The organism is Streptomyces mutomycini (assembly GCF_001700505.1).
In the GTDB taxonomy this organism is placed as follows: domain Bacteria; phylum Actinomycetota; class Actinomycetes; order Streptomycetales; family Streptomycetaceae; genus Streptomyces; species Streptomyces mutomycini.
The window spans coordinates 1-22,169 of sequence record NZ_MAPV01000128.1; the positions used below are offsets into that span (position 1 = coordinate 1).

Consider the following 22,169-nt stretch of genomic DNA (forward strand, 5'->3'; position numbering starts at 1 on the left):
GACCAAGCTAGTGTGCGAGACTTGTCTCGCACACTAGCTTGGTCCTGTGGAGCAGTTTGGAGTGCTCGCCACCCTGTCAAGGTGGAGGCCGCGGGTTCAAATCCCGTCAGGACCGCTGCAGCCCGTATGAGCTGCGTGGCTGGGTAGCTCAGTTGGTACGAGCGATCGCCTGAAAAGCGATAGGTCGCCGGTTCGATCCCGGCCCCAGCCACCACCCGAAAGCCCCGTCCACGGACGGGGCTTTCGTCGTGTCCCCTGTCGTATCCCCTGCCGCATCCCCCTTCCGCTCAGCCGTTACGCCGCCGCCGCACCGCCTGCACGGCCAGTCCGAGCAGCACCACCGCCGCCAGGACTGTCAGCGCCGCACCGTCCGGCACCCGCTCGCCGAGCCGCCGGGCCCACTGCTCGACGGCGAACGAGTCGTCCACGTCGAGGAGTCCGGGCAGCGCGGTCGCCCCGTCGTACACGAGGAAGAGCACTCCCAGCCCGATGAAGAAGAGGCCGGAGAGCAGCGAGGTGCTGTGCAGTTCGAAGCGGCCGGCACGCAGCGGCCTGCCGCGCAGCCAGGCCCGGCGGCCGAGGTCGAAGCGTTCCCAGAGCGCGGCGAGCACGAAGAGCGGGGCGGCCATGCCCAGCGCGTAGACGGCGAGCAGCAGTCCGCCGTAGACGGGGCTGCCGCTGACGGCCGCCACAGTGAGGACACTGCCGAGGATCGGGCCCGCGCAGAAGCCCGCCAGCCCGTAGACCGCGCCCAGGGCGTAGACGGAGAGGGCGGTCGTGGGCCGGATCCGGCCGCTGAGGGCGGCGATCCGCCGGGAGGCGAAGCCCAGCCCGGCGATCTGGGCGACTCCGAGCCCGATGATCAGCCAGCCCGCACCGAGGACGAGCGCGTCACGGTGCCCGTAGAAGAGCCGGCCGGCATAGGAGCCCGCGGCCCCGAGCGGGACGAGGGTCGTGGCGAGACCGGCGTAGAAGATGCCCGTACGCGCGAGGAGCCGTGCGGCGGAGTCCACCGAGTACGCGAAGAAGGCCGGCAGCAGCAGGGCGCTGCACGGGCTGACGAGGGCCAGCAGCCCACCGAGCAGGGCGGCGAAGTAGCCGATGTCCGGGGTCACTCGGCGGGTTCCCCGGCGTTTTTGACATTCGCTTCCTCCGCCGCCGCGGCCTCGATGGCCTGGGTGAACACGGCCAGGGGCTGGGCTCCGGCCAGGGGGCGGCCGTTGATGAGGAAGGACGGGGTGGACGTCGCTCCGATCCCGTAGGCCTGTTCCCGGTCCTCGCGGACCGCTTCGGTCGCCGCCGCGCTGTCGGTGTCGCGCGCGAAGCGGTCGAGGTCCTTCACACCCGCCTGCTGGGCGAGAGCCCTGAGGCGGTCCTTGCCGAAGCCCTTCTCCTTGGCGTCCTCGGCGTAGGCGGCCCGGTGGAAGGGCCAGAAGCGGTCCTGCCGGCCTGCCGCCCAGGAGGCGCGGGCCGCTGCCTCGGACGCCTCGCCGAAGAGCGGGAAATTGCGCCACTCGATGCGCAGGGTGCCGTCGGCGACGTACCTCTTGATCAGTTCGGGTTCGGTGTCCCGGGCGAACTTCCCGCAGTAACCGCACTGGAAGTCGGCGAACTCGATGAGGACGACCGGGGCGTCGGTGCGGCCCTGTGCCAGCTTGTCGCCGGCGTCGCGACGGGCGAGTTCCGCCAGCTCCCGGTAGACGTCCGAGTCCGCTCCGGCGGTCGTGGCGGAGGCCGGGGTGTCGGAGGCGGGGTCCGGGGCGGTCGCCCGGTAGGAGACGAAGCCGAGCAGACCGGCCGCGAGAAGCACGACGAGGCCGAGAAGCACCGGCTTCGTCGTGGAGGACGGCTTCTTCGCGGCGGGCGAGGGGCGAGGGGGCGAGGGCATGCGGAGCTCCGTGCGGGTACGGGGACGAGCGGGGTCTGCGGCCGGACGAGCGGGATACGCCTCGTACAGTGACAGGTGATCAGCTGCCCGGAATGGTACGTCCTGTGAGCACCCGCTCCCGTTCGGTCACCGGGGGCCGCCGCAGGGCCGCTCCTCGTGAGGGGTGTGACGCGGCACGGACGAAATACGTTCGCCACTCCTCGTGCCCGGGTGAGATCCTGGGGTCCGTATGTCTACTTCCTTCGCCGATCTCCAGTCCCAGCTCGGGCAGCTCCCGCTCCGCGACGCGCACCGGCTCGGCCGTCGTCTCGAGGGTGCCCGCCGCATCCGCAAGCCCGAGGCCCGCCAGTCCGTGCTGGACGAGATCTCGGCCGAGGCCGGGAAGGCAGCCGAGCGGCTCGCAGGACGCGCCGCGCGGATGCCCGCCCTGTCGTACCCGGAGCAGCTTCCGGTCAGCCAGAAGAAGGACGAGATCCTGGAGGCGATACGCGACCACCAGGTCGTGATCGTCGCCGGTGAGACCGGCTCGGGCAAGACCACGCAGATCCCCAAGATCTGCATGGAGCTGGGGCGCGGCGTCCGGGGCATGATCGGGCACACCCAGCCCCGCCGGATCGCGGCCCGTACGGTCGCCGAGCGGGTGGCCGACGAGCTGAAGACCCCGCTGGGCGAGGCCGTCGGCTGGAAGGTCCGCTTCACCGACCAGGTGAACCCGGACGCGACCTTCGTGAAGCTGATGACGGACGGCATCCTGCTGGCCGAGATCCAGACGGACCGTGAACTCCTCGCCTACGACACGATCATCATCGACGAGGCCCACGAGCGGTCGCTGAACATCGACTTCCTGCTGGGCTACCTGGCCCGGCTGCTGCCCAGGCGCCCCGATCTGAAGGTCGTCATCACCTCGGCGACCATCGACCCGGAGCGCTTCGCCCAGCACTTCGGCGAGGCGCCGATCGTGGAGGTCAGCGGGCGGACGTATCCCGTGGAGGTCCGCTACCGCCCCCTCCTGGAGGAAGACGCCGAGGACTCCGACCGGGACCAGATCACCGCGATCTGCGACGCGGTGGACGAGCTGTCGGGCGAGGCCCCGGGCGACGTCCTGGTCTTCCTGTCCGGGGAGCGGGAGATCCGCGACACCGCGGACGCCCTGAACAAACGCAACCTCAGACACACCGAGGTGCTCCCCCTCTACGCACGCCTCTCGCACGCCGAGCAGAACCGCGTGTTCCAGCGCCACACGGGACGCCGCATCGTCCTCGCGACGAACGTAGCCGAGACCTCGCTGACCGTCCCCGGCATCAAGTACGTGATCGACCCGGGCAACGCCCGCATCTCGCGCTACAGCCACCGCACCAAGGTCCAGCGGCTGCCGATCGAGCGGATCTCGCAGGCCAGCGCCAACCAGCGCAAGGGCCGCTGCGGCCGTACTTCGGACGGCATCTGCATCCGGCTGTACTCCGAGGACGACTTCCTGACCCGCCCGGAGTTCACCGACCCCGAGATCCTGCGGACCAACCTCGCCTCCGTCATCCTCCAGATGACCGCGGCCGGCCTCGGCGACATCGAGAAGTTCCCCTTCATCGACCCGCCGGACCACCGCAACATCCGCGACGGCGTGCAGCTGCTCCAGGAGCTCGGCGCGCTGGACCCGCAGGAGAAGGACGCGCACAAGAGCCTCACCCCGCTGGGCCGCAAGCTCTCCCAGTTGCCCGTGGACCCGCGCCTGGCCCGCATGGTCATCGAGGCCGACCGCAACGGCTGCGCCCGTGAGGTCATGGTCATCGCCGCGGCGCTCTCCATCCAGGACCCGCGCGAGCGGCCCTCGGAGAAGCAGACGCAGGCCGACCAGAACCATGCCCGGTTCAAGGACGAGACGTCCGACTTCCTGGCATACCTGAATCTCTGGCGCTACATCCGCGAGCAGCAGAAGGAGCGGGGCTCGTCCTCGTTCCGCCGGATGTGCAAGCAGGAGTACCTGAACTTCCTGCGGATCCGTGAGTGGCAGGACATCTACACACAACTCCGTACGGTCGCCAAGCAGATGGGCATCACCGTCGAGGAGCCCAAGGCCGACGAGGGTGTGCCCGAGCAGGCGGTCCACACCTCGCTGCTGGCGGGGCTGCTCTCGCACATCGGGCTGAAGGACACGGAGAAGAACGAGTACCTGGGCGCCCGCAGCGCCAAGTTCGCGGTCTTTCCCGGCTCCGCGCTGTTCAAGAAGCAGCCGCGCTTCGTCATGTCGGCCGAGCTGGTCGAGACGTCCCGGCTGTGGGCGCGGGTCAACGCGAAGGTCGAGCCGGAGTGGATCGAGCCACTCGCCCAGCACCTGCTGAAGCGGACCTACAGCGAACCGCACTGGGAGAAGGACCAGGCCGCGGTGATGGCGTACGAACGGGTCACGCTCTACGGGGTACCGATCGTTGCCCAGCGCAAGATCAATTTCGGCCGCATCGACCAGGAGGCGTCGCGCGATCTGTTCATCCGCAACGCTCTGGTCGAGGGCGACTGGCGCACGCACCACCAGTTCTTCCACGACAACCGCAAACTGCTCGGCGAGGTCGAGGAGCTGGAGCACCGCGCCCGGCGCCGCGACATCCTCGTGGACGACGAGACGCTTTTCGACTTCTACGACCAGCGGATTCCGGAGCACATCGTCTCCGGGGCGCACTTCGACTCCTGGTGGAAGCACAAGCGCCGCGACGAGCCGGACGCGCTCGACTTCGAGCGTTCCATGCTCATCAACGAGAAGGCCTCGGCGGTCACCAAGGACGACTACCCCGACTCCTGGCGGCAGGGAAAGCTCAAGTTCCGGGTGACCTACCAGTTCGAGCCGGGCGCGGACGCCGACGGCGTGACCGTCCACATCCCGCTCCAGGTGCTCAACCAGGTCACCTCCGAGGGCTTCGACTGGCAGATTCCGGGCCTGCGCGAGGAGGTGGTCACCGAGCTGATCCGCTCGCTGCCCAAGCCGATCCGCCGGCACTACGTCCCGGCACCGAACTACGCGGACAAGTTCCTCGACCGGGCCGTCCCGCTCCAGGAGCCCCTGCCGTTCACACTCGCCCGTGAGCTCCAGCGGATGGTCGGCGTCCCGGTCACGGCCGACGACTTCGACCTGTCCCGGGTCCCGGACCACCTGAAGATCACCTTCCGGATCACCGACGAACGGCGCCGCAAGGTCGCCGAGGACAAGGACCTGGAGGCGCTGAAGATCCAGCTGCGCCCGAAGGCCCGTCAGGCCCTCTCCAAAGCCGCGGCGGCCACTGCGGGCCCCTCGGGCGAGTCCATCGAGCGTTCGGGCCTCACGGACTGGACCATCGGCACCCTTGACCGGATCTTCGAGACCCGGAGGGCCGGGCAGCCGGTGAAGGCCTACCCGGCACTCGTCGACCAGGGCACGACCGTCGCCGTACGGCTCTTCGACACGCAGGCCGAGCAGCAGCAGGCGATGTGGCGGGGCACCCGGAGGCTGATCCTGCTGAACATCCCGGTGAACCCGGCCAAGTTCGCCTCGGACAAGCTCACCAACCAGCAGAAGCTGGCGCTGTCCCGCAATCCGCACGGTTCCATCCAGGCGCTGTTCGACGACTGCGCGACGGCGGCCGCAGACCGGCTCATCGCCGCGCACGGCGGGCCGGCCTGGGACGAGGCCTCGTTCCGGAAGCTTTACGACAAGGTGCGCGCCGACCTCGTGGACCTCACCGTCCGCACGATCGGCCAGGTGCAGCAGATCCTGGCCGCCTGGCAGGCCTGCGAGCGACGGCTGAAGTCGACGAACAGCCTGGTCCTGATCAACAACGTGACGGACGTACGGGACCACCTGGCCCGCCTCGTGCCGCCCGGGTTCGTCACCGCGACCGGGCTGCGCAGACTGCCCGACCTGATGCGCTACCTGGTCGCCGCGGACCGCAGGCTCCAGCAGATGCCGACGAACGTCCAGCGCGACACCACGCGCATGGAGAAGGTCCACGAGATGCAGGACGAGTACGCCTGGCTGCTCGAACAGCTGCCGCAGGGGCGGCCCGTGCCGCAGGAGGTCCTGGACATCAGCTGGATGATCGAGGAGCTGCGGGTGAGCTATTTCGCGCACGCGCTGGGCACCGCCCAGCCGGTCTCGGACAAGCGGATCGTGAAGGCCATCGACGCGGCTGCTCCGTGAACCCGCCCCCCACGGTGCCGTAATGACACCCGCACGGTGAGTGAGTTCGACCTGGCCCGCAGACCTCCTGTAGAGTCTGTCTTCGCAGCCAGCCGCGAGGCAGGAAGCGAAAACGAGGTCCTGTGGAGCAGTTTGGAGTGCTCGCCACCCTGTCAAGGTGGAGGCCGCGGGTTCAAATCCCGTCAGGACCGCAGTAGATGAAAGCCCGGATCCCCTGGATCCGGGCTTTCATGCGTCTTGACTCCCGCCCCCTGCCGCGGGTAACTCCGTAGGACGGAGTCCGTCCCTGTTCCCTCGCGGGGCGGCCGGGTCCACCGGGAGGCCGCACGCATGTCTGCGCCCACGGCACGGCACGAGACCCGCGCGCTGCTGCGCGCCCACCTGGCGGCCGCGTCCGGCTACCGCCACCTCACCCCGCACTGCCCGATCTGCTACCGCCTGCTGCGACTCGCCATGGAGCCCCTGACGGCCCCACAGGGGCCGTACGCGCCCCGGGATGCCGAAGCCGCGGCCGAGCCGCCGCCGGCCCCTGGGGCCGCCACCGACACCCCCGCGAGGGGCGCCGGAGCGGCGCCCCCTGCTACCCGGCCTGCGGCGGCCGACGACGGGGCCGGCGCGGACCGCCGTACAGAGCGGGCCGGGGACCACCCGCGGGGTCACCCCGGGGGCGAAAGTCCTTCCGCGACATGACCATCTGCCGCAGCCGGGCGCCCCCTCGCAGTGGCAGGCTCGTAGTTGGCAAGAGTTCACCGGTGTGACGGGAGTCACCACAACAGTTTTTCGCAGGGGGGATCTTACGCACTCCCTACAACTGCCGAATTTAATATGTGCAATTGCACCACCTCGGAAGTACATCCCGGACCGTTCCACCCGAGCTGCCCCACGACACCCGGGACCCGGGCGAACAGCCCCGAACAGGCCCGCGCGCACTCACACGCGACCCCACACAAACCGACCCGTCGGCTGGTTCAGGCAGCCGCTCAGGCCATTCGGGCACCCTCGGGCAGCTCTGCACACGCCGGCGAAGGGGACCCTCTGGGCAGCTCCGCACACGCCATGTGGACCCCTGCCGGACCGCCCCCGCTCCTCCCGGGCACAAAAAGATCGCGCTGGACCCGGCGGAGTCCAGCGCGATCGAACGACGTACCCGCATGTCACAGGTTCGGTGCCCGTTGGGGCGGGCGCCCGTCGTGCAGTGCTATGTGTGGGGCCACCGGGGGCTGGGGGACCCGTCAGTGCCCTGTTGTTGTGGCTGCGGCGACAGGGGTGTGTCAGGCCTCGCTGCGCTGCTGCGGAATACCCGCAAGCAGTGCGCGGACCTCTGCCTCGCGGTACCGGCGATGCCCACCGAGCGTGCGGATGGACGTGAGCTTGCCCGCCTTTGCCCAGCGAGTGACCGTCTTCGGGTCCACGCGGAACATCGTGGCAACCTCAGCCGGGGTCAGCAGCGGCTCGGCATCAGGGGTGCGAGCGGTCATGAGCGGCCTCCTCGGGAGAACCGAACATTCTCGGTTCTTTCCTCTAAATTCTGCACCTTGACCCGCGTTGCCCGGAATGGCAGACGCGGGCCGAGTCGGTTATAGGACGAACGGCTTGTCCTCGGCACTACAACTACACCATCAGTCCAGCCACGTCGGCCAAACCGATGGAATTGCCCTCCCAGGTGTTCATCAGCGACGGAAGCCGATGGACCATGCCATAGCGGACAGTCACGCACCAGTAACGATCAGTCACAGGACAACCAGGAGTCGTCAGAAGTCATCAGACCCCCCATAGCTCGCAATACTGAGCAGTCCACCCATAGTTGGGCGGACAGAGTCCTCCCCGAACTCCTTGTCCTATTTTGGCATGAGGAGTAGGGAAGGGCGCAAGGGCCCCGTAAGTGCTGTCCGTCACGCTTGAGGCAAAGGCCCGGTTCGGGACGTAGGTCCCGGACCACGCGAGCGGCATCCTGCCCCACCTGTCACACGCATCACATCCGGAACCGGTTCACAGCCCGTCAAGTCCCCTCAGTGCATCCCCGTTCACCTCCGCCGGGCTCTCTGGGCGCCCCCGGATGTCGGACACCTCACAGGATGTCTATTCCCTGGCGATAGCCCCTCTATGCGACGGTGCGTTCCAATTCACACCGGTTCGGGCTAGTTGGAGGATTGTAGGTCACGCACCGCCCGCCAACGGTCGGCGAGGCGCCCGTACGCGACACCCGCCGCATCGCTGTCGCCGGAACGCAGCGCCTCGATGCCCTCGGCCACATCCGCCGCCGACCGGTCCGCGGCGAGCTGCTCGTCGCTCAGTGCGTGGACCAGGCCGCCGTAGTCCAGCTCGACCATGCCGCGCGGATGGAACTCCTCCAGCCAGCGCCCCACCTCGACGAGCCCCTCGGTCAGCGGTCCTTCGTCGACGGTCTCCCGCAGCGTCCGCAGCGCCCTCGCCAGCCTGCGCCGAGCCTGCACCATCGGGGTCCTGTAGCGCAGCAGCCGGCCTCCGTCTGCGCCGACGACGTACTCCCGCTCCTCGTCGTCGAACAGGACGAACCAGCGCACCGGCACATGCCACACCGTGGTCCGGATCCAGGGCCGGGCGTCCGGATTCCGCTCGGCCCATCGCTCGTGGTCGGCCGCCGCCTGCCCCCGCACCACCGCGGGCAGCACCGCGTCCAGCACGGTGGCCGGAAACAGACCCCCCAGTTCACCCAGCGCCAGCCAGCCCCGCATCCGGGTCCGCCACGGACAGACGCAGATCACCCCGTCGACCACCGCGACGAAGGCGTCCGCGCTCTCGTGCACCGGGACCGCCACCGGAGGCGTCGGCACCAAGTCCGCCAGCGAGCGGCGCAGTTCGTCCTGGGCCGTGGGGAGCACCGGGCGCTGCGCGTAACGCGTCCAGTGCCCCCGCTCGGGTTCACGGAAGGCGGCGAGCGGTTCGTACACCCGCAGGTAGGACGCGTAAGGGACGAGCACCGAAGACACCACCGACATGCGTAAATCGTGTCACGCCGGTACTCCACAGGGGGGTGATCCCGGTCAGGGGAACAGATCTACGTGTCACGAGGACTTACGCTCTTGCCAGACCGGACCGGCTGGTGCCGTTCCGTCCGGACCCTCCCCACCTTCAGGAGGGTTCTCCGCCGCTTCGTACTTGGGAGTCACCACAGTGACCGATGTGACCGGCGTACCTGGTGTACCTGCCGATGTAATGCACACCCTGTTCCACTCCGATCAGGGTGGCCACGAGCAGGTGGTGATCTGCCAGGACCGCGCCAGCGGCCTCAAGGCCGTCATCGCCCTGCACTCCACCGCTCTGGGCCCGGCCCTCGGCGGGACCCGCTTCTACCCGTACGCCTCCGAAGAGGAAGCGATCGCGGACGCGCTGAACCTGTCGCGCGGCATGTCGTACAAGAACGCCATGGCCGGCCTCGACCACGGCGGCGGCAAGGCCGTGATCATCGGCGACCCGGAGCTGATCAAGACCGAGGCACTGCTCCTGGCCTACGGCCGCTTCGTGGCGTCGCTCGGCGGGCGCTACGTGACCGCGTGCGACGTCGGCACCTATGTCGCGGACATGGACGTCGTCGCCGGGGAGTGCCGCTGGACCACCGGCCGGTCCCCCGAGAACGGCGGCGCGGGCGACTCCTCCGTCCTCACCGCGTTCGGCGTCTTCCAGGGGATGCGGGCCTCCGCCCAGCACATGTGGGGCGACCCCACGCTGCGCGGCCGCAAGGTCGGCGTTGCCGGGGTCGGCAAGGTCGGCCGCCACCTCGTCGCACACCTGCTCAGCGACGGTGCCGAGGTCGTCGTGACGGATGTGCGCGAGGAATCCGTACGCACGATCACCGAGCTGTACCCCGACATCACCGTGGCCGCGGACACGGACGCTCTGATCCGCACCGAGGGGCTCGACATCTACGCCCCGTGCGCGCTCGGCGGCGCCCTGAACGACGAGAGCGTTCCCGCGCTCACCGCCAAGGTGGTGTGCGGCGCGGCCAACAACCAGCTGGCACACCCGGGTGTCGAGAAGGACCTGGCCGACCGGTCGATCCTGTACGCCCCGGACTACGTGGTGAACGCCGGTGGCGTGATCCAGGTCGCCGACGAGCTGCACGGTTTCGACTTCGACCGGTGCAAGGCCAAAGCCACGAAGATCTTCGACACCACGCTGGCCATATTCGCACGTGCGAAGGCGGACGGGATTCCGCCGGCGGCGGCGGCCGACCGCATCGCCGAACAGCGGATGGCGGACGCCCGCCGTCACTGACACGTCACCGCAGTGTCGGGCCTCCGTCACCGGGCTGTGCGGTCAGCCCGGCGGCGGAGGCCCCGCCCCACGGGGCGGAAGGCGGCCGGCGGCCCCCCGCGGGGCCAGGGAGACAAGACTCACTCCGGTCGGCGGGTCGGCCGTCCAGAAGAGGTTAAAATCGGGCTTGACCAGCGAGGACGGGCTCCTCTGCGGTCCTGCACGGAGGCGCGTGGTGCGGGCGGCGTACCGTATGGCCGAGGAAGCAGGTACCGTTAAAGCCACGGGCGCGGTCTCTCACTTGAGAGTCCGTCCTGAAACATGAACGCGTGTCAAGACTCTGGGGCCGTCGAGCCCCGTCACCGAGGGGGTCGAGCCATGGGGCGCGGCCGGGCAAAGGCCAAGCAGACAAAGGTCGCCCGCCAGCTGAAGTACAGCAGCGGCGGGACTGACCTGTCGCGTCTGGCCAATGAGCTGGGCGCATCGCCTTCGAGTCAACCACCGAACGCCGAGCCGTTCGAGGACGACGACGAGGAAGATGACCCGTACGCACAGTACGCGGATCTGTACAACGACGACGAGGACGCGGACGAGGACGGCCAGTCCGGTCCGTCGTCACAGCGCCGCGGCGCTTGACCTCGCGCTGACACATGAACCCGGTCCGGGCCTGCCCGGACCGGGTTTTGTGCTGTTCTTTTCCATGCTGCCCGGTTCTGCGCTGTTCCGCTCCGAACGGAACGGGCATGCTCACCGACGACCCGCCGGGTGGCACCGACCGGCGGCCCTGCGGTGTGCCGGACCGCCGGTCAGGACGGCGTTCTACCGTGCGTAGCTGCCGGTCAGCTCAGCACCCGTGGCGTGATCGCCGCGCTCGGTGATCTCGCCGGCGACCCAGGAATCGACACCCCGGTCGGCCAGCGTCGTGAGAGCCGCGTCCACCGAGTCGGCCGGCACGACCGCGATCATGCCGACACCCATGTTGAGCGTCTTCTCCAGCTCAAGCTGCTCGACCTGCCCGGCCTTGCCGACCAGGTCGAAGACGGCACCGGGCGCCCAGGTGGAGCGGTCGACCGTGGCGTGCAGCGCGTCGGGGATCACCCGGGCCAGGTTGTTGGCCAGGCCACCGCCGGTGACGTGGCTGAAGCCGTGCACCTCGGTCGTGCGGGTGAGTGCCAGGCAGTCCAGGGAGTAGATCCTGGTCGGCTCCAGGAGCTCCTCGCCGAGCGTCCTGCCGAACTCCTCGACCTGTCGGTCCAGGGTCCAGCCCGCCCGGTCGAAGACCACGTGGCGCACGAGCGAGTACCCGTTCGAGTGAAGTCCGGACGACGCCATCGCGATCACGGCGTCCCCCTTACGGATACGGTCCGGGCCCAGCAGACGGTCGGCCTCGACCACACCCGTACCGGCACCCGCGACGTCGAAGTCGTCCGGGCCCAGCAGGCCCGGGTGCTCGGCGGTCTCGCCGCCGACCAGGGCGCAGCCCGCCAGGACGCAGCCTTCGGCGATGCCCTTCACGATGGCAGCGACACGCTCGGGATGCACCTTGCCGACACAGATGTAGTCGGTCATGAACAGCGGCTCCGCGCCGCAGACGACCAGGTCGTCGACGACCATGCCGACGAGGTCGTGACCGATGGTGTCGTACACGCCCATCTGACGGGCCAGGTCGACCTTCGTGCCGACGCCGTCCGTGGCTGAGGCGAGCAGCGGGCGCTCGTAACGCAGAAACGCCGAGGCGTCGAAGAGGCCGGCGAATCCGCCGAGGCCGCCGAGACCCGCGACCTCGGGGCGCTGCGTCTTCTTCACCCACTCCTTCATCAGCTCGACGGCGCGGTCACCGGCTTCGATGTCGACGCCCGCCGCAGCGTAGGAAGCACCAGTTGTCTCAGACATTGCCCGGGATCTTTCGTGTCGGAATACGGGGCTGGAGGGGAGTGCGCGGGCCGGTCCGGGTCACGGACGACGCAGCGCGTCGGCCGCCGCGGTCGCGGCGGGCCCGGCGGCCAGCTCGGTCTCCAGCAGCTGCTTGCCGAGCAGTTCCGGGTCCGGCAGCTCCATCGGGTACTCACCGTCGAAGCAGGCGCGGCAGAGATTCGGCTTGTCGATCGTGGTGGCCTCGATCATCGAGTCGATCGAGATGTAGGAGAGCGAGTCGGCACCCATGGAGGTGGCGATCTCGTCGACCGACATGCCGTTGGCGATCAGCTCGGCACGCGTCGCGAAGTCGATGCCGAAGAAACAGGGCCACTTCACGGGCGGGGAGGAGATCCGGATGTGGATCTCGGCGGCGCCCGCCTCACGGAGCATCCGCACCAGGGCCCGCTGGGTGTTGCCGCGGACGATCGAGTCGTCGACGACCACCAGGCGCTTGCCCTTGATGACTTCCTTGAGCGGATTGAGCTTGAGCCGGATACCCAGCTGCCGGATGGTCTGTGAGGGCTGGATGAAGGTCCGGCCGACATAGGCGTTCTTGACGAGGCCGGCACCGAACGGAATTCCGCTCGCCTCGGCGTAGCCGATGGCCGCGGGGGTTCCCGATTCCGGCGTCGCTATGACCAGATCGGCCTCGGCAGGGGCCTCGGCCGCCAGCTTCCGGCCCATCTCCACCCGGGAGAGGTAGACGTTCCGCCCGGCGATGTCGGTGTCGGGGCGGGCCAGGTAGACGTACTCGAAGACACAGCCCTTGGGCTTCGCTTCTGCGAAGCGAGAGGTGCGCAGACCGTTCTCGTCGATGGCGACGAGCTCGCCCGGCTCGATCTCGCGGACGAAGCTGGCACCGCAGATGTCGAGGGCGGCGGACTCGGAGGCCACCACCCAGCCACGCTCGAGCCGGCCGAGGACCAGGGGGCGGATGCCCTGCGGGTCACGGGCGGCGTAGAGGGTGTGCTCGTCCATGAAGACCAGCGAGAAGGCGCCCTTGACCTCGGGAAGCACCTTTGCGGCGGCGTCCTCGATGGTGAGCGGCTTGTCGTCGTCATCTCTCTGGCCGGCGAGCAGCGCGGTCACCAGATCGGTGTCGTTCGTCGCCGCGACCTGGGTGGCCCGGCCGTCCTTGCGAGGAAGGTCGGCGACCATCTCGGCGAGCTGGGCCGTGTTGACCAGGTTGCCGTTGTGGCCCAGGGCGATCGAGCCGTGCGCGGTGGCACGGAACGTCGGCTGCGCGTTCTCCCACACCGAGGCACCGGTGGTGGAGTAGCGGGCATGGCCGACCGCGATATGGCCCTGGAGCGACCCCAGAGACGTTTCGTCGAAGACCTGCGAGACCAGTCCCATGTCCTTGAAGACCAGGATCTGGGACCCGTTGCTCACTGCGATGCCCGCGGACTCCTGTCCACGGTGCTGCAGGGCATACAGTCCGAAATAGGTGAGCTTGGCGACCTCTTCGCCCGGAGCCCAGACACCGAAGACGCCGCAAGCGTCCTGGGGGCCCTTTTCTCCGGGGAGCAGGTCGTGGTTGAGTCGTCCATCACCACGAGGCACGCCACCGAGTGTAGGCGAGATCGACCACCGGTCCGAATTGGGTGACCCTCCTGAAGAAGCCACCGGGGTGACGACGGGGCGCCTCCCGAGAGGGTCCGAACCGGCACCGGTCGGTCACTTTCCGTGATCAAGACGGCCGCCCCGTCCCACCCCGTCCGGCCCCGTGAAGGGCCTCAGGGCGGTCGACGCAAGGGATGGGCGCCGGTTACCGGCGGGTCGGGCGACTGTGCGGCACGGCAACGGGATCGCCCCGCTCGTGGCACTCGGTGAGCCGGGACGGCTGCCCGGGCGAACGGTGGCCGAACGCTCGTTTCGTGGCGAGCCTCACACCGGGAAACCCCGCCCGGAGGCGGGTGCCCCCTCCGGAGGGTCCCTCAGCGAGCCGGTCCGGCAGATTGCCACGCCCCGTCCGGTCCGGGGGGACGACGGACCGGACCAGGGCATAGCGGACAGGACCGGGCCTCAAGGGACAGCCGCGGGTCAGTCCTTTGCCGCCGGGGCGGAGGCATCGAGCGCCTTGCCGCTCCCGGCCTTGATGGACAGGGAACGGTGATCGATCTCGTAGGTGGTCGTGCCCTCCAGCACACCGAGCAGTGCGCGCTCCAGCTCCATCTCGGGGCCCGCGCACATCTTCCGGGTGGAGGCGAGCGGCCCGAAGGTGAGCTTCGAGCCGGAGACCGCCGCCTTGCCGTGGAAGGAGTTGCAGCCGAGATTCCCCTCCACCGAGCCGTCCTTGGCAAAGGTGAAGTGCGCCTTGTTCTCCGTGCCGGAAGGCAGGGAGGAGGCGGCGCTGCCGGACACCAGCCCGGTGACCTTCCAGCTGGTGCCGGTGAGCGGGGCCGAGGGCTCGGACGTGAGGGCGATGGAATCACCCTGTGCGGTGGTCAGGGTCAGGGTCTTCTCCTCGCTCCGGCCAGCCACGGCGGCCTTGAGCTCGCCACGGAACGCCTTGCCCATCGCGTTCTCGAACTCCTGGACATCCTTCGCGCACGCCATCCCGGTCGTGGTGCCCTGTCCGACGGTGACCTTGTCGCCGTCGGTGCGGACGTCCGCGGTGAAGCGGTTGCAGCCCAGATTGCCCGTGGCCTTCCCAGCGGAGTCGATGGAGACGTGCGCACCCGCGGGAGCCGTGGTCTTCTCCCCGCCGACGGTCAGGGAGGAGACGCTCCAGTGGACACCGCTGAGGGACAGGTCCGTCCGCACGGTGCCGCTGCCGTCTCCGGATCCTGATCCGGAGCCCGACTCCGTACCGCAGGCGGCGAGGGTGAAGAGGGCCAGGACGCTGACAGCCATACGTTGTTTGTACATGGCCATGTGACGGATCAACCCGTCGATCCGGTTCCCTTCATCCCGTCAGCGGGAGCAGCGGGGCGAGGTCGGCCCGCTCGCCACTGGCGCTGACCTGCGCCGATTCCAGCGCCTGTGTCCACTGCGTACGGCCGGTGGCCAGCCGGATCCAGGTGAGCGGGTCCGTCTCCACGACGTTGGGCGGCGTACCCCGGGTGTGCTTGGGTCCGCCGATGCACTGGACGACGGCGAAGGGCGGGACGCGCACCTCGACGGAGCCGCCCGGCGCCTTGTCCGCGAGAGCGTCGGCCAGCAGCCGGGTGCAGGCGGCGAGCGCCTGACGGTCGTACGGGATGTCGAGTCCGGTCGCCCGGTGGAGGTCGTCGGTGTGGACGACGAGTTCGACGGTGCGGGTGACCAGGAGGTCGCCCAGACGCATCGTCCCCGCCCGGGTCGTCACCAGCCGGTCCCCGGCGTCGGCGGGCACCAGTGCCGTGAACCGGGTCGCCGTCTCCGAGTACAGCGCGTCGAGGTCGGGGTGACCCTCGGCCGGGGGCCCGACGTCGTCCGGGCTGCCCCCGGCCCGTACGGCTGTGGAGAAGGGCCACTCCAGCAGGGTGAGTTGCGGCTTGGCACCGGCCGGCTCCGGCAGCTCCAACCCTTGGCTGACCCGTTCCAGCACCGCCGCCAGGTGCGCCACGAGGTCCCGCACGGTCCACTCCCCCGGTCCGGGCAGAGCGAGCTGCCCGGGCGTCAGGGTACGGACGACGGCCTGTACGTGGGCGAACTGGGCCAGGACCGCGGTCCTGGTCCGGGAGACGTCGTAGGCGCGGGGGCGCTTCTTGGCCGGTGGCATAGGGGCGACACTAACCGGCGGGTCCGACAGCGCCCGTGCGGACCGGACCTACTCAACTCCGTGCGAAGTCCGCCGCATCGGGTAGAACGACCTCGGTGCAGCCGCGGCGTTCGGTCGCATCATCGACGTACGCCCGGAACAGTGTCTCCAGTCGGTCGGCGGCTATGCGGTCGTACGGATAGGTCGCCCACAGCACGTGCAGGGCGGGCCGGCCCCCGCAGACGGAGGACGCCCACCAGGTCCCGCCGGAGTCAGTGCCCGCCGTGCCCGGGGTGAGCTCGGTCAGATCACCGAGGCGCCCGGTCCGCAGCCCTCGCGTGCCGTCGCCGACGTACGTCTCGGTCTTCACCCACCAGGGGTGGTATTTCAGCACGTCCTCCAGCTTCTGGGGGTAGCCCGAGGACTTGACGAAGCCGGGGTAGATCCTGCGGGTCTCGCTCTCCCCGACCGCCAGCACGCAGGCGTCATGGTCGCTCGCCCTTCCCGCCGGAGCGGCCAGCGCCCGGTCCGGGAGACGGCCACGCTCCTGGGTGGCGAGGAAGCGCCGATACCAGGCACAGGTGCCCTCCGTGGTCTCCGCGGCGCCGAGCTCTGTCCCGGGCTCGGGAAGCGTGGCGGGAAGCTGCGGCAGGTCGGCCCGGCAGCCCGTCCGTGCTGCAGCCCGGTCCGCCGCCTGGCGTGCCAGGCCGGCGAGGGTGCGGCGGTCCCCGGCCGTGACGCGCACGCCGTACTGCGCGACGGCGGACGCCTCTATGGAGGAGACCTTGCCGCCCTTCGCGCAGACCGCCCGCGCCGTCACCTTGTACTCGTCGTAGTCGCCGAGTCCGCCGTCACCCAGCGGGTGCGGGAGGGCATGGTCCACGACGGGGCCGGGGGCGGGCTCCTCGTCGGGGTACGGGCGGCGGAACGGCTCGTCTCCCCATTCGTCGATCTCGGTATGGTCCTGAGCGGTCTCCTCGGCGCCCGGCTCGGACGAGTGCCGGACCACGGCCATCGAGAAGTGCCCGTAGGTCGTGCCCGGGTCACCGACCCGGTAGACGAAACAACCGCTGGACCGCTGGCCGAGGTCGGTCTCGTACCTGTCGGAGAGCTTGACCCGGTCGGTACCGCCGTTGAGCCCGAGGACCGGGTCGGGGTCGATGAGGCCGCCGCACGCAGCGCTGATGCGCTCGCGGCTCTCTCCCCGGTCACGGAGGTCGATGAACTCCATGACGAAGGCCCAGCCGCTGAGCCCGATACCGGCGACAGCCAGCACGCACAGCAGCATGTTGGAGGCGTTGCCCCAGAGCCCGCGGTCGGGCCACTCCCGGACGACACCGTCCTGTTGCTCACTGCCGCGCTCGTCCACCGTCGCCCCCCGTACGGTCCTGCGTCCAACGATCGCAAAGCTATCAGCCGGTACTGACAGCCCCCTCGGCCGTGAACGCCGACCCGTTGGCCGGCACACCGATGCCCCGCCAGGTGAAGGGAACACCGCGCGCCACGTCCAGGTCCGGATGGTCCATCAGCTGGAAGTGCACATGCGGCTCGGTGGAGTTGCCGGAGTTCCCGCAGCGGGCGATCACCTGCCCCTCCCGGACCGTGTCCCCCGCTTCCACCCGGAGGGAGCCGTGCCGCAGATGTGCGTACGCGGCGTACGTCCCGTCGCCGAGGTCGAGCACGATGTGGTTGCCGAAGATCCTTCGGGGGCCGGCCATGTCGCGTACGGAGGCCTCCACCAGCATCAGATACGCCAGCGCCGGGCCGGAGTTGCGGCTGAGGTGATCGCGCTGACCGTCGCTCGCATGCACCACGGTGCCGTCCGCCACCGCGACCAGCGGGGCGTCGAAGGCCGGGAAGTCGCGGTTGGGCCGGGCGACCGGCCACAGCCATCGGAAGGACGGGCGGCCTCCTTCCGCGGGCTCGGCGACGACATCGATCGCGTACGTCTGCCCGTAGCCGTGGGTACCGTGGCTCGGGACCTTGTCGGCCGGGCTGTTGAGCGCGACCCAGCGTCCGGTCACCGGCGGCCCCACCTCGGCCACCGGCCTTCTCGCCAGGTCCGCGCGGCTGCGGCGGCCCGACAGGAGACCGATGAGGATCGCCGCGGCCGCGGGCACGAAGACGAGCCCGAACGGGACCAGCGGCTCGGCGAGGACGTCGACCAGCACCAGTGCGACGAACGCGAGCCAGCAGCAGCGGTAGAGGATCATCGCGGCTTTGCGTACGGACATGGGGCCCCCTCGGTCTCGGCGTGCGGATCTCACGGCCGGGCGGCTGTGAGCACCACCAGCAGCGGTACGACCCGCGTGCCCGGCACCTCGTAGCGCCCGCGGCCCGTCGTGTGCAGCCAGCCCCCGGCGGTCAGCATGCGCAGGTGGTGGTAGATCTGACCGGTCGTGCCTGTCTCGTCCAGCTCGGCCAGTTCGGCAGCCGTACGCCGGCCGCCGAGGATCTCGCGGAGCAGCCGCAGCCGGACCGGGTGGCCGAGCGCGGCCAGGGGCTCGGCGGCTTCCGCCCAGTCGGGGCGGTCCTCGTCGGAACCCAGGAGCCCTGCGGTGAGCGCGCCGTACTGCCACTCGTACCGCTCGCCGGCCGGCAGCTTCACCGCGCCGGTGAACAGCACCCCGCCGTCGGCCGCGGCGTCCCCGACCTGCTCGAGCTGGTCCTTCAGCCCGTCCAGCGCCCAGAAGTCGCCGTCGCCGAGAGCGGGCGACGCGATGCCCGCAGCCCTCTCCAGCAGCTCAAGCCGGCGTTCCAGCTCGGCGACGCGTTCATCGAGCCCCATAGCCACAACCTTACGTAGTTACGTAATTTTCATCAAGGGGAACGTCGAAGCCCCCGTCCGGTCGACCCGGACGGGGGCTTCGGTACAGGCAGAGAACTTAGGCGAACAGACCCTCGAGGGTCCCCTCGTGCGCCGTCCGCAGCTCGCTCAGCGGAATGCTGAACTCGCCCTGGATCTCGATCTCCTCACCGTCCACGACACCGATCCGGGCCACGGGCAGACCCCGGGCACCGCACATGTCGTTGAAGCGGAGCTCCTCGCTGCGCGGGATCGAGACGATCGCGCGTCCCGCCGACTCGGAGAACAGGAAGGTGAACGCGTCCAGACCGTCCGGCACGACCAGCCGGGCCCCCTTCCCGCCCCGCAGGCAGGACTCGGTGACCGCCTGGATCAGACCGCCGTCGGAGAGGTCGTGCGCCGCGTCGATCATGCCGTCGCGGGAGGCCGAGATCAGGATCTCGCCGAGCAGCTTCTCGCGCCCGAGGTCGACCTTGGGCGGCATGCCGCCGAGGTGCTGGTGGACGACCTCGGACCAGGCCGAGCCGCCGAACTCCTCGCGGGTGTCGCCCAGCAGGTAGAGCAGCTGCCCCTCTTCCGCGAACGCGACCGGCGTGCGCCGGTTCACGTCGTCGATCACACCGAGGACGGCCACGACCGGCGTCGGGTGGATCGCCGTCTCACCGGTCTGGTTGTACAGCGACACGTTGCCACCGGTGACCGGGGTGCCGAGCTCCAGGCAGCCGTCCGCGAGACCACGCGTGGCCTCGGCGAACTGCCACATGACGTCCGGGTCCTCGGGCGAACCGAAGTTCAGGCAGTCCGAGATCGCGAGCGGCTTCGCACCGGACGCGGCGACGTTGCGGTACGACTCCGCCAGCGCGAGCTGTGCGCCCGTGTAGGGGTCGAGCTTGGCGTAGCGGCCGTTGCCGTCCGTCGCCATGGCCACACCCAGGTTCGACTTCTCGTCGATCCTGACCATGCCGGCGTCCTCGGGCATCGCCAGCACGGTGTTGCCCTGCACGAAGCGGTCGTACTGGTCGGTGATCCAGGACTTGGAGGCCTGGTTCGGGGAGCCGACCAGCTTGAGGACCTGCTCGCGCAGCTCCGCGCCGTCTGCCGGGCGGGCCAGCTTGCCGGCGTCGTCGGCCTGCAGCGCGTCCTGCCAGGAGGGCCGCGCGAACGGCCGGTGGTACGTCGGGCCCTCGTGGGCCACGGAACGCGGCGGTACGTCCACGATCTGCTCGCCGTGCCAGAAGATCTCCAGCTGAGAGCCCTCGGTCACCTCACCGATGACGGTGGCGATGACGTCCCACTTCTCGCAGATCTCCATGAAGCGGTCCACGTGCTGCGGCTCGACGATCGCGCACATGCGCTCCTGCGACTCGCTCATGAGGATCTCCTCGGGCGAGAGGGAGGAGTCGCGCAGCGGCACGGTGTCCAGCTCGACGCGCATACCGCCGGAACCCGCGGAGGCCAGTTCGCTCGTGGCGCAGGAGAGCCCGGCGCCGCCGAGGTCCTGGATGCCCGCGACGAGCTTCTCCTTGAAGATCTCCAGGGTGCACTCGATGAGGAGCTTCTCCTGGAACGGGTCGCCGACCTGGACGGCGGGCCGCTTGGTGGGCTTGGTGTCGTCGAAGGTCTCCGAGGCCAGCACGGAGACGCCGCCGATGCCGTCGCCGCCGGTACGGGCGCCGTAGAGGATCACCTTGTTGCCGGGGCCGGATGCCTGGGCCAGGTGGATGTCCTCGTGCTTCATCACGCCGATGCAGCCGGCGTTGACGAGCGGGTTGCCCTGGTAGCAGGCGTCGAAGACGACCTCGCCGCCGATGTTCGGCAGGCCGAGGCAGTTCCCGTAGCCGCCGATGCCCGCGACGATGCCCGGCAGGACGCGCCGGGTGTCGGGGTGGTCGGCCGCACCGAAGCGCAGCGGGTCGACGACCGCGATCGGACGGGCACCCATCGCGAGGATGTCGCGGACGATGCCGCCGACGCCGGTGGCCGCGCCCTGGTAGGGCTCGATGTACGAGGGGTGGTTGTGCGACTCGACCTTGAAGGTGACCGCGTAGCCCTGGCCGACGTCGACCACACCGGCGTTCTCGCCGATGCCGACGAGCATCGCGTCGTTCGCGGGGACCTTCTCGCCGAACTGCTTGAGGTGGACCTTGCTGCTCTTGTAGGAGCAGTGCTCGGACCACATCACGGAGTACATGGCGAGCTCGGCGCCTGTGGGACGGCGGCCGAGGATCTCGCGGATCCTGGCGTACTCGTCCTCCTTGAGGCCGAGCTCCTTCCAGGGCTGTCCGGCGTCCGGGGTCTCGGCCGCGTGCTTGACCGTGTCCAGGCTCATGCGTTGACCAGCTTCTTGATGATCGAGGTGAAGAAACCGAGGCCGTCGGTGCCACCGGTGCCGATCAGCGGCTCCACGGCGTGCTCCGGGTGCGGCATCAGACCGACGACGTTGCCCGCGGCGTTGCTGATGCCCGCGATGTCGCGCAGCGAGCCGTTCGGGTTGACGTCGGCGTAACGGAAGGCGACGCGGCCCTCGGCCTCCAGCTCGTCGAGCGTGCGCTCGTCGGCGGTGTACCTGCCGTCCACGTTCTTCAGCGGTACGGAGATCTCCTGACCCGCCGAGTAGTCCGAGGTCCAGGCGGTCTCCGCGTTCTCCACCCGCAGCTTCTGGTCGCGGCAGATGAAGTGGAGGTGGTTGTTGCGCAGCATCGCGCCGGGCAGCAGGTGCGCCTCGGTCAGGATCTGGAAGCCGTTGCAGATGCCGAGGACCGGCATGCCGGCCTTCGCCTGCTCGATGACGGTCTCCATCACCGGCGAGAAACGCGAGATGGCACCGGCACGCAGATAGTCGCCGTAACTGAATCCGCCCGCCAGGATGACCGCGTCGACCTGGTGGAGGTCCTTGTCGCGGTGCCACAGGGATACGGGTTCGGCGCCGGCGATCCGCACGGCCCGCAGGCTGTCCTGGTCGTCGAGCGTGCCGGGAAAAGTGACGACGCCGATACGGGTGGTCACTTCTCCTCCTCCACCTTGACGGTGAAGTCCTCGATGACGGTGTTGGCGAGGAAGGTCTCGGCCAGCTCGTTAATACGGGCAAGGGCGGCATCGTCGACCGGCCCCTCGACCTCGAGCTCGAAACGCTTTCCCTGACGAACGTCCGCGATTCCGTCGAAGCCGAGACGGGGCAGTGCGCGCTGCACAGCCTGTCCCTGCGGGTCGAGGATCTCCGGCTTGAGCATGACGTCGACTACGACGCGTGCCACTGGCACTCCCGGTGGTGTGGTGCGGCTGTGTCTCCGAGGGGTTCCCCAGATCCCCGCGGGTCCACTCAGCGTACCTGGCCAGAAATTCTACGCGGGTAGATATCAACTCGACCTGATCACGACGAGATATCGGAGGCAACAACGCCGGGGAAAAGTCCGGGGAAAAAATCTGCACCCGGATTGCACGCGGACACGCGGAGGCAACACGCGGATGCAATTGGGCG

Annotated in this window: 18 protein-coding genes and 3 tRNA genes; 7 read left to right on the top strand and 14 right to left on the bottom strand. The window is 69.4% G+C overall.

Features of this window, described 5'->3' with window-relative positions:
• The first annotated feature begins 40 nt into the window (after positions 1-40).
• Positions 41-115 (top strand) — tRNA-Asp (locus tag BFF76_RS18950).
• Positions 116-137: 22 nt separating this feature from the next.
• Positions 138-214: transfer RNA gene (locus BFF76_RS18955), tRNA-Phe, on the top strand.
• Between the two features lie 73 nt (positions 215-287).
• Here the strand turns inward: BFF76_RS18955 and BFF76_RS18960 are convergent.
• The gene (locus BFF76_RS18960) at positions 288-1,115 is read right to left on the bottom strand and encodes a cytochrome c biogenesis CcdA family protein (RefSeq protein WP_053929626.1); all 828 of its coding nucleotides are present in this window, start codon (positions 1,113-1,115) and stop codon (positions 288-290) included.
• Positions 1,112-1,888 (bottom strand): DsbA family protein, encoded by a 777-nt coding sequence (locus BFF76_RS18965; protein WP_065848691.1) that lies wholly within the window; start codon positions 1,886-1,888, stop codon positions 1,112-1,114. The genes BFF76_RS18960 and BFF76_RS18965 overlap by 4 nt, the downstream gene beginning before the upstream one ends.
• A 229-nt stretch (positions 1,889-2,117) precedes the next feature.
• On the opposite strand from BFF76_RS18965, the gene hrpA reads away from it, so the two are divergent.
• From hrpA to BFF76_RS31470, 3 genes are all read left to right on the top strand, one after another.
• Complete coding sequence (gene hrpA, locus BFF76_RS18970; protein WP_053929624.1) at positions 2,118-6,050, top strand: ATP-dependent RNA helicase HrpA; 3,933 nt, start codon at positions 2,118-2,120, stop codon at positions 6,048-6,050.
• A 116-nt stretch (positions 6,051-6,166) separates the two neighbouring features.
• Positions 6,167-6,241: transfer RNA gene (locus BFF76_RS18975), tRNA-Asp, on the top strand.
• Between the two features lie 139 nt (positions 6,242-6,380).
• The gene (locus BFF76_RS31470) at positions 6,381-6,740 is read left to right on the top strand and encodes a DUF6274 family protein (protein ID WP_079122418.1); all 360 of its coding nucleotides are present in this window, start codon (positions 6,381-6,383) and stop codon (positions 6,738-6,740) included.
• A 581-nt stretch (positions 6,741-7,321) separates the two neighbouring features.
• On the opposite strand, the gene bldC is transcribed toward BFF76_RS31470, so the two are convergent.
• Positions 7,322-7,528: a developmental transcriptional regulator BldC gene (gene bldC / locus BFF76_RS18980; protein ID WP_003949541.1), complete on the bottom strand. Its 207-nt coding sequence runs from the start codon at positions 7,526-7,528 to the stop codon at positions 7,322-7,324.
• A 660-nt stretch (positions 7,529-8,188) separates the two neighbouring features.
• Positions 8,189-9,028 (bottom strand): DUF8083 family protein, encoded by an 840-nt coding sequence (locus BFF76_RS18985; RefSeq protein WP_031097371.1) that lies wholly within the window; start codon positions 9,026-9,028, stop codon positions 8,189-8,191.
• Between the two features lie 184 nt (positions 9,029-9,212).
• On the opposite strand from BFF76_RS18985, the gene BFF76_RS18990 reads away from it, so the two are divergent.
• The gene (locus tag BFF76_RS18990; RefSeq protein WP_053929658.1) at positions 9,213-10,304 is read left to right on the top strand and encodes a Leu/Phe/Val dehydrogenase; all 1,092 of its coding nucleotides are present in this window, start codon (positions 9,213-9,215) and stop codon (positions 10,302-10,304) included.
• Between the two features lie 357 nt (positions 10,305-10,661).
• On the top strand, positions 10,662-10,919 hold the full coding sequence (locus BFF76_RS18995; RefSeq protein ID WP_031097368.1) for a DUF3073 domain-containing protein: 258 nt from the start codon (positions 10,662-10,664) through the stop codon (positions 10,917-10,919).
• 183 nt (positions 10,920-11,102) lie between these two features.
• Here the strand turns inward: BFF76_RS18995 and purM are convergent, their stop codons facing one another.
• The 10 genes from purM to purS form a co-directional block, all read right to left on the bottom strand.
• Positions 11,103-12,176, bottom strand: coding sequence for a phosphoribosylformylglycinamidine cyclo-ligase (gene purM, locus BFF76_RS19000; RefSeq protein WP_031097366.1), 1,074 nt, complete (start codon positions 12,174-12,176; stop codon positions 11,103-11,105).
• A gap of 60 nt (positions 12,177-12,236) precedes the next feature.
• Positions 12,237-13,763: an amidophosphoribosyltransferase gene (gene purF / locus BFF76_RS19005; RefSeq protein WP_031097365.1), complete on the bottom strand. Its 1,527-nt coding sequence runs from the start codon at positions 13,761-13,763 to the stop codon at positions 12,237-12,239.
• A 480-nt stretch (positions 13,764-14,243) separates the two neighbouring features.
• Complete coding sequence (locus BFF76_RS19010) at positions 14,244-15,077, bottom strand: META domain-containing protein (protein WP_078958845.1); 834 nt, start codon at positions 15,075-15,077, stop codon at positions 14,244-14,246.
• Positions 15,078-15,108: 31 nt separating this feature from the next.
• Positions 15,109-15,906: a maleylpyruvate isomerase family mycothiol-dependent enzyme gene (locus tag BFF76_RS19015; protein WP_031097362.1), complete on the bottom strand. Its 798-nt coding sequence runs from the start codon at positions 15,904-15,906 to the stop codon at positions 15,109-15,111.
• Between the two features lie 52 nt (positions 15,907-15,958).
• Entirely contained in the window at positions 15,959-17,254 is a 1,296-nt protein-coding gene (locus BFF76_RS33920; RefSeq protein WP_244167300.1) for a hypothetical protein, read from the bottom strand.
• A gap of 43 nt (positions 17,255-17,297) precedes the next feature.
• On the bottom strand, positions 17,298-18,119 hold the full coding sequence (locus tag BFF76_RS19025) for a M23 family metallopeptidase (protein ID WP_031097360.1): 822 nt from the start codon (positions 18,117-18,119) through the stop codon (positions 17,298-17,300).
• A 29-nt stretch (positions 18,120-18,148) separates the two neighbouring features.
• A complete protein-coding gene (locus BFF76_RS19030) occupies positions 18,149-18,673 on the bottom strand; it encodes an ArsR/SmtB family transcription factor (RefSeq protein WP_031097358.1) in 525 nt (174 codons plus the stop codon).
• A 97-nt stretch (positions 18,674-18,770) separates the two neighbouring features.
• Positions 18,771-21,020: a phosphoribosylformylglycinamidine synthase subunit PurL gene (purL, locus tag BFF76_RS19035; RefSeq protein ID WP_042836953.1), complete on the bottom strand. Its 2,250-nt coding sequence runs from the start codon at positions 21,018-21,020 to the stop codon at positions 18,771-18,773.
• Positions 21,017-21,697: a phosphoribosylformylglycinamidine synthase subunit PurQ gene (purQ, locus tag BFF76_RS19040; RefSeq protein ID WP_031097356.1), complete on the bottom strand. Its 681-nt coding sequence runs from the start codon at positions 21,695-21,697 to the stop codon at positions 21,017-21,019. The genes purL and purQ overlap by 4 nt, the downstream gene beginning before the upstream one ends.
• Positions 21,694-21,945 carry a phosphoribosylformylglycinamidine synthase subunit PurS gene (gene purS, locus BFF76_RS19045; RefSeq protein ID WP_031097355.1) on the bottom strand — a complete coding sequence of 84 codons (252 nt, stop codon included), beginning with the start codon at positions 21,943-21,945 and terminating at the stop codon, positions 21,694-21,696. Before purS ends, purQ begins: the two co-directional genes overlap by 4 nt.
• Between the last annotated feature and the right edge of the window lie 224 nt (positions 21,946-22,169).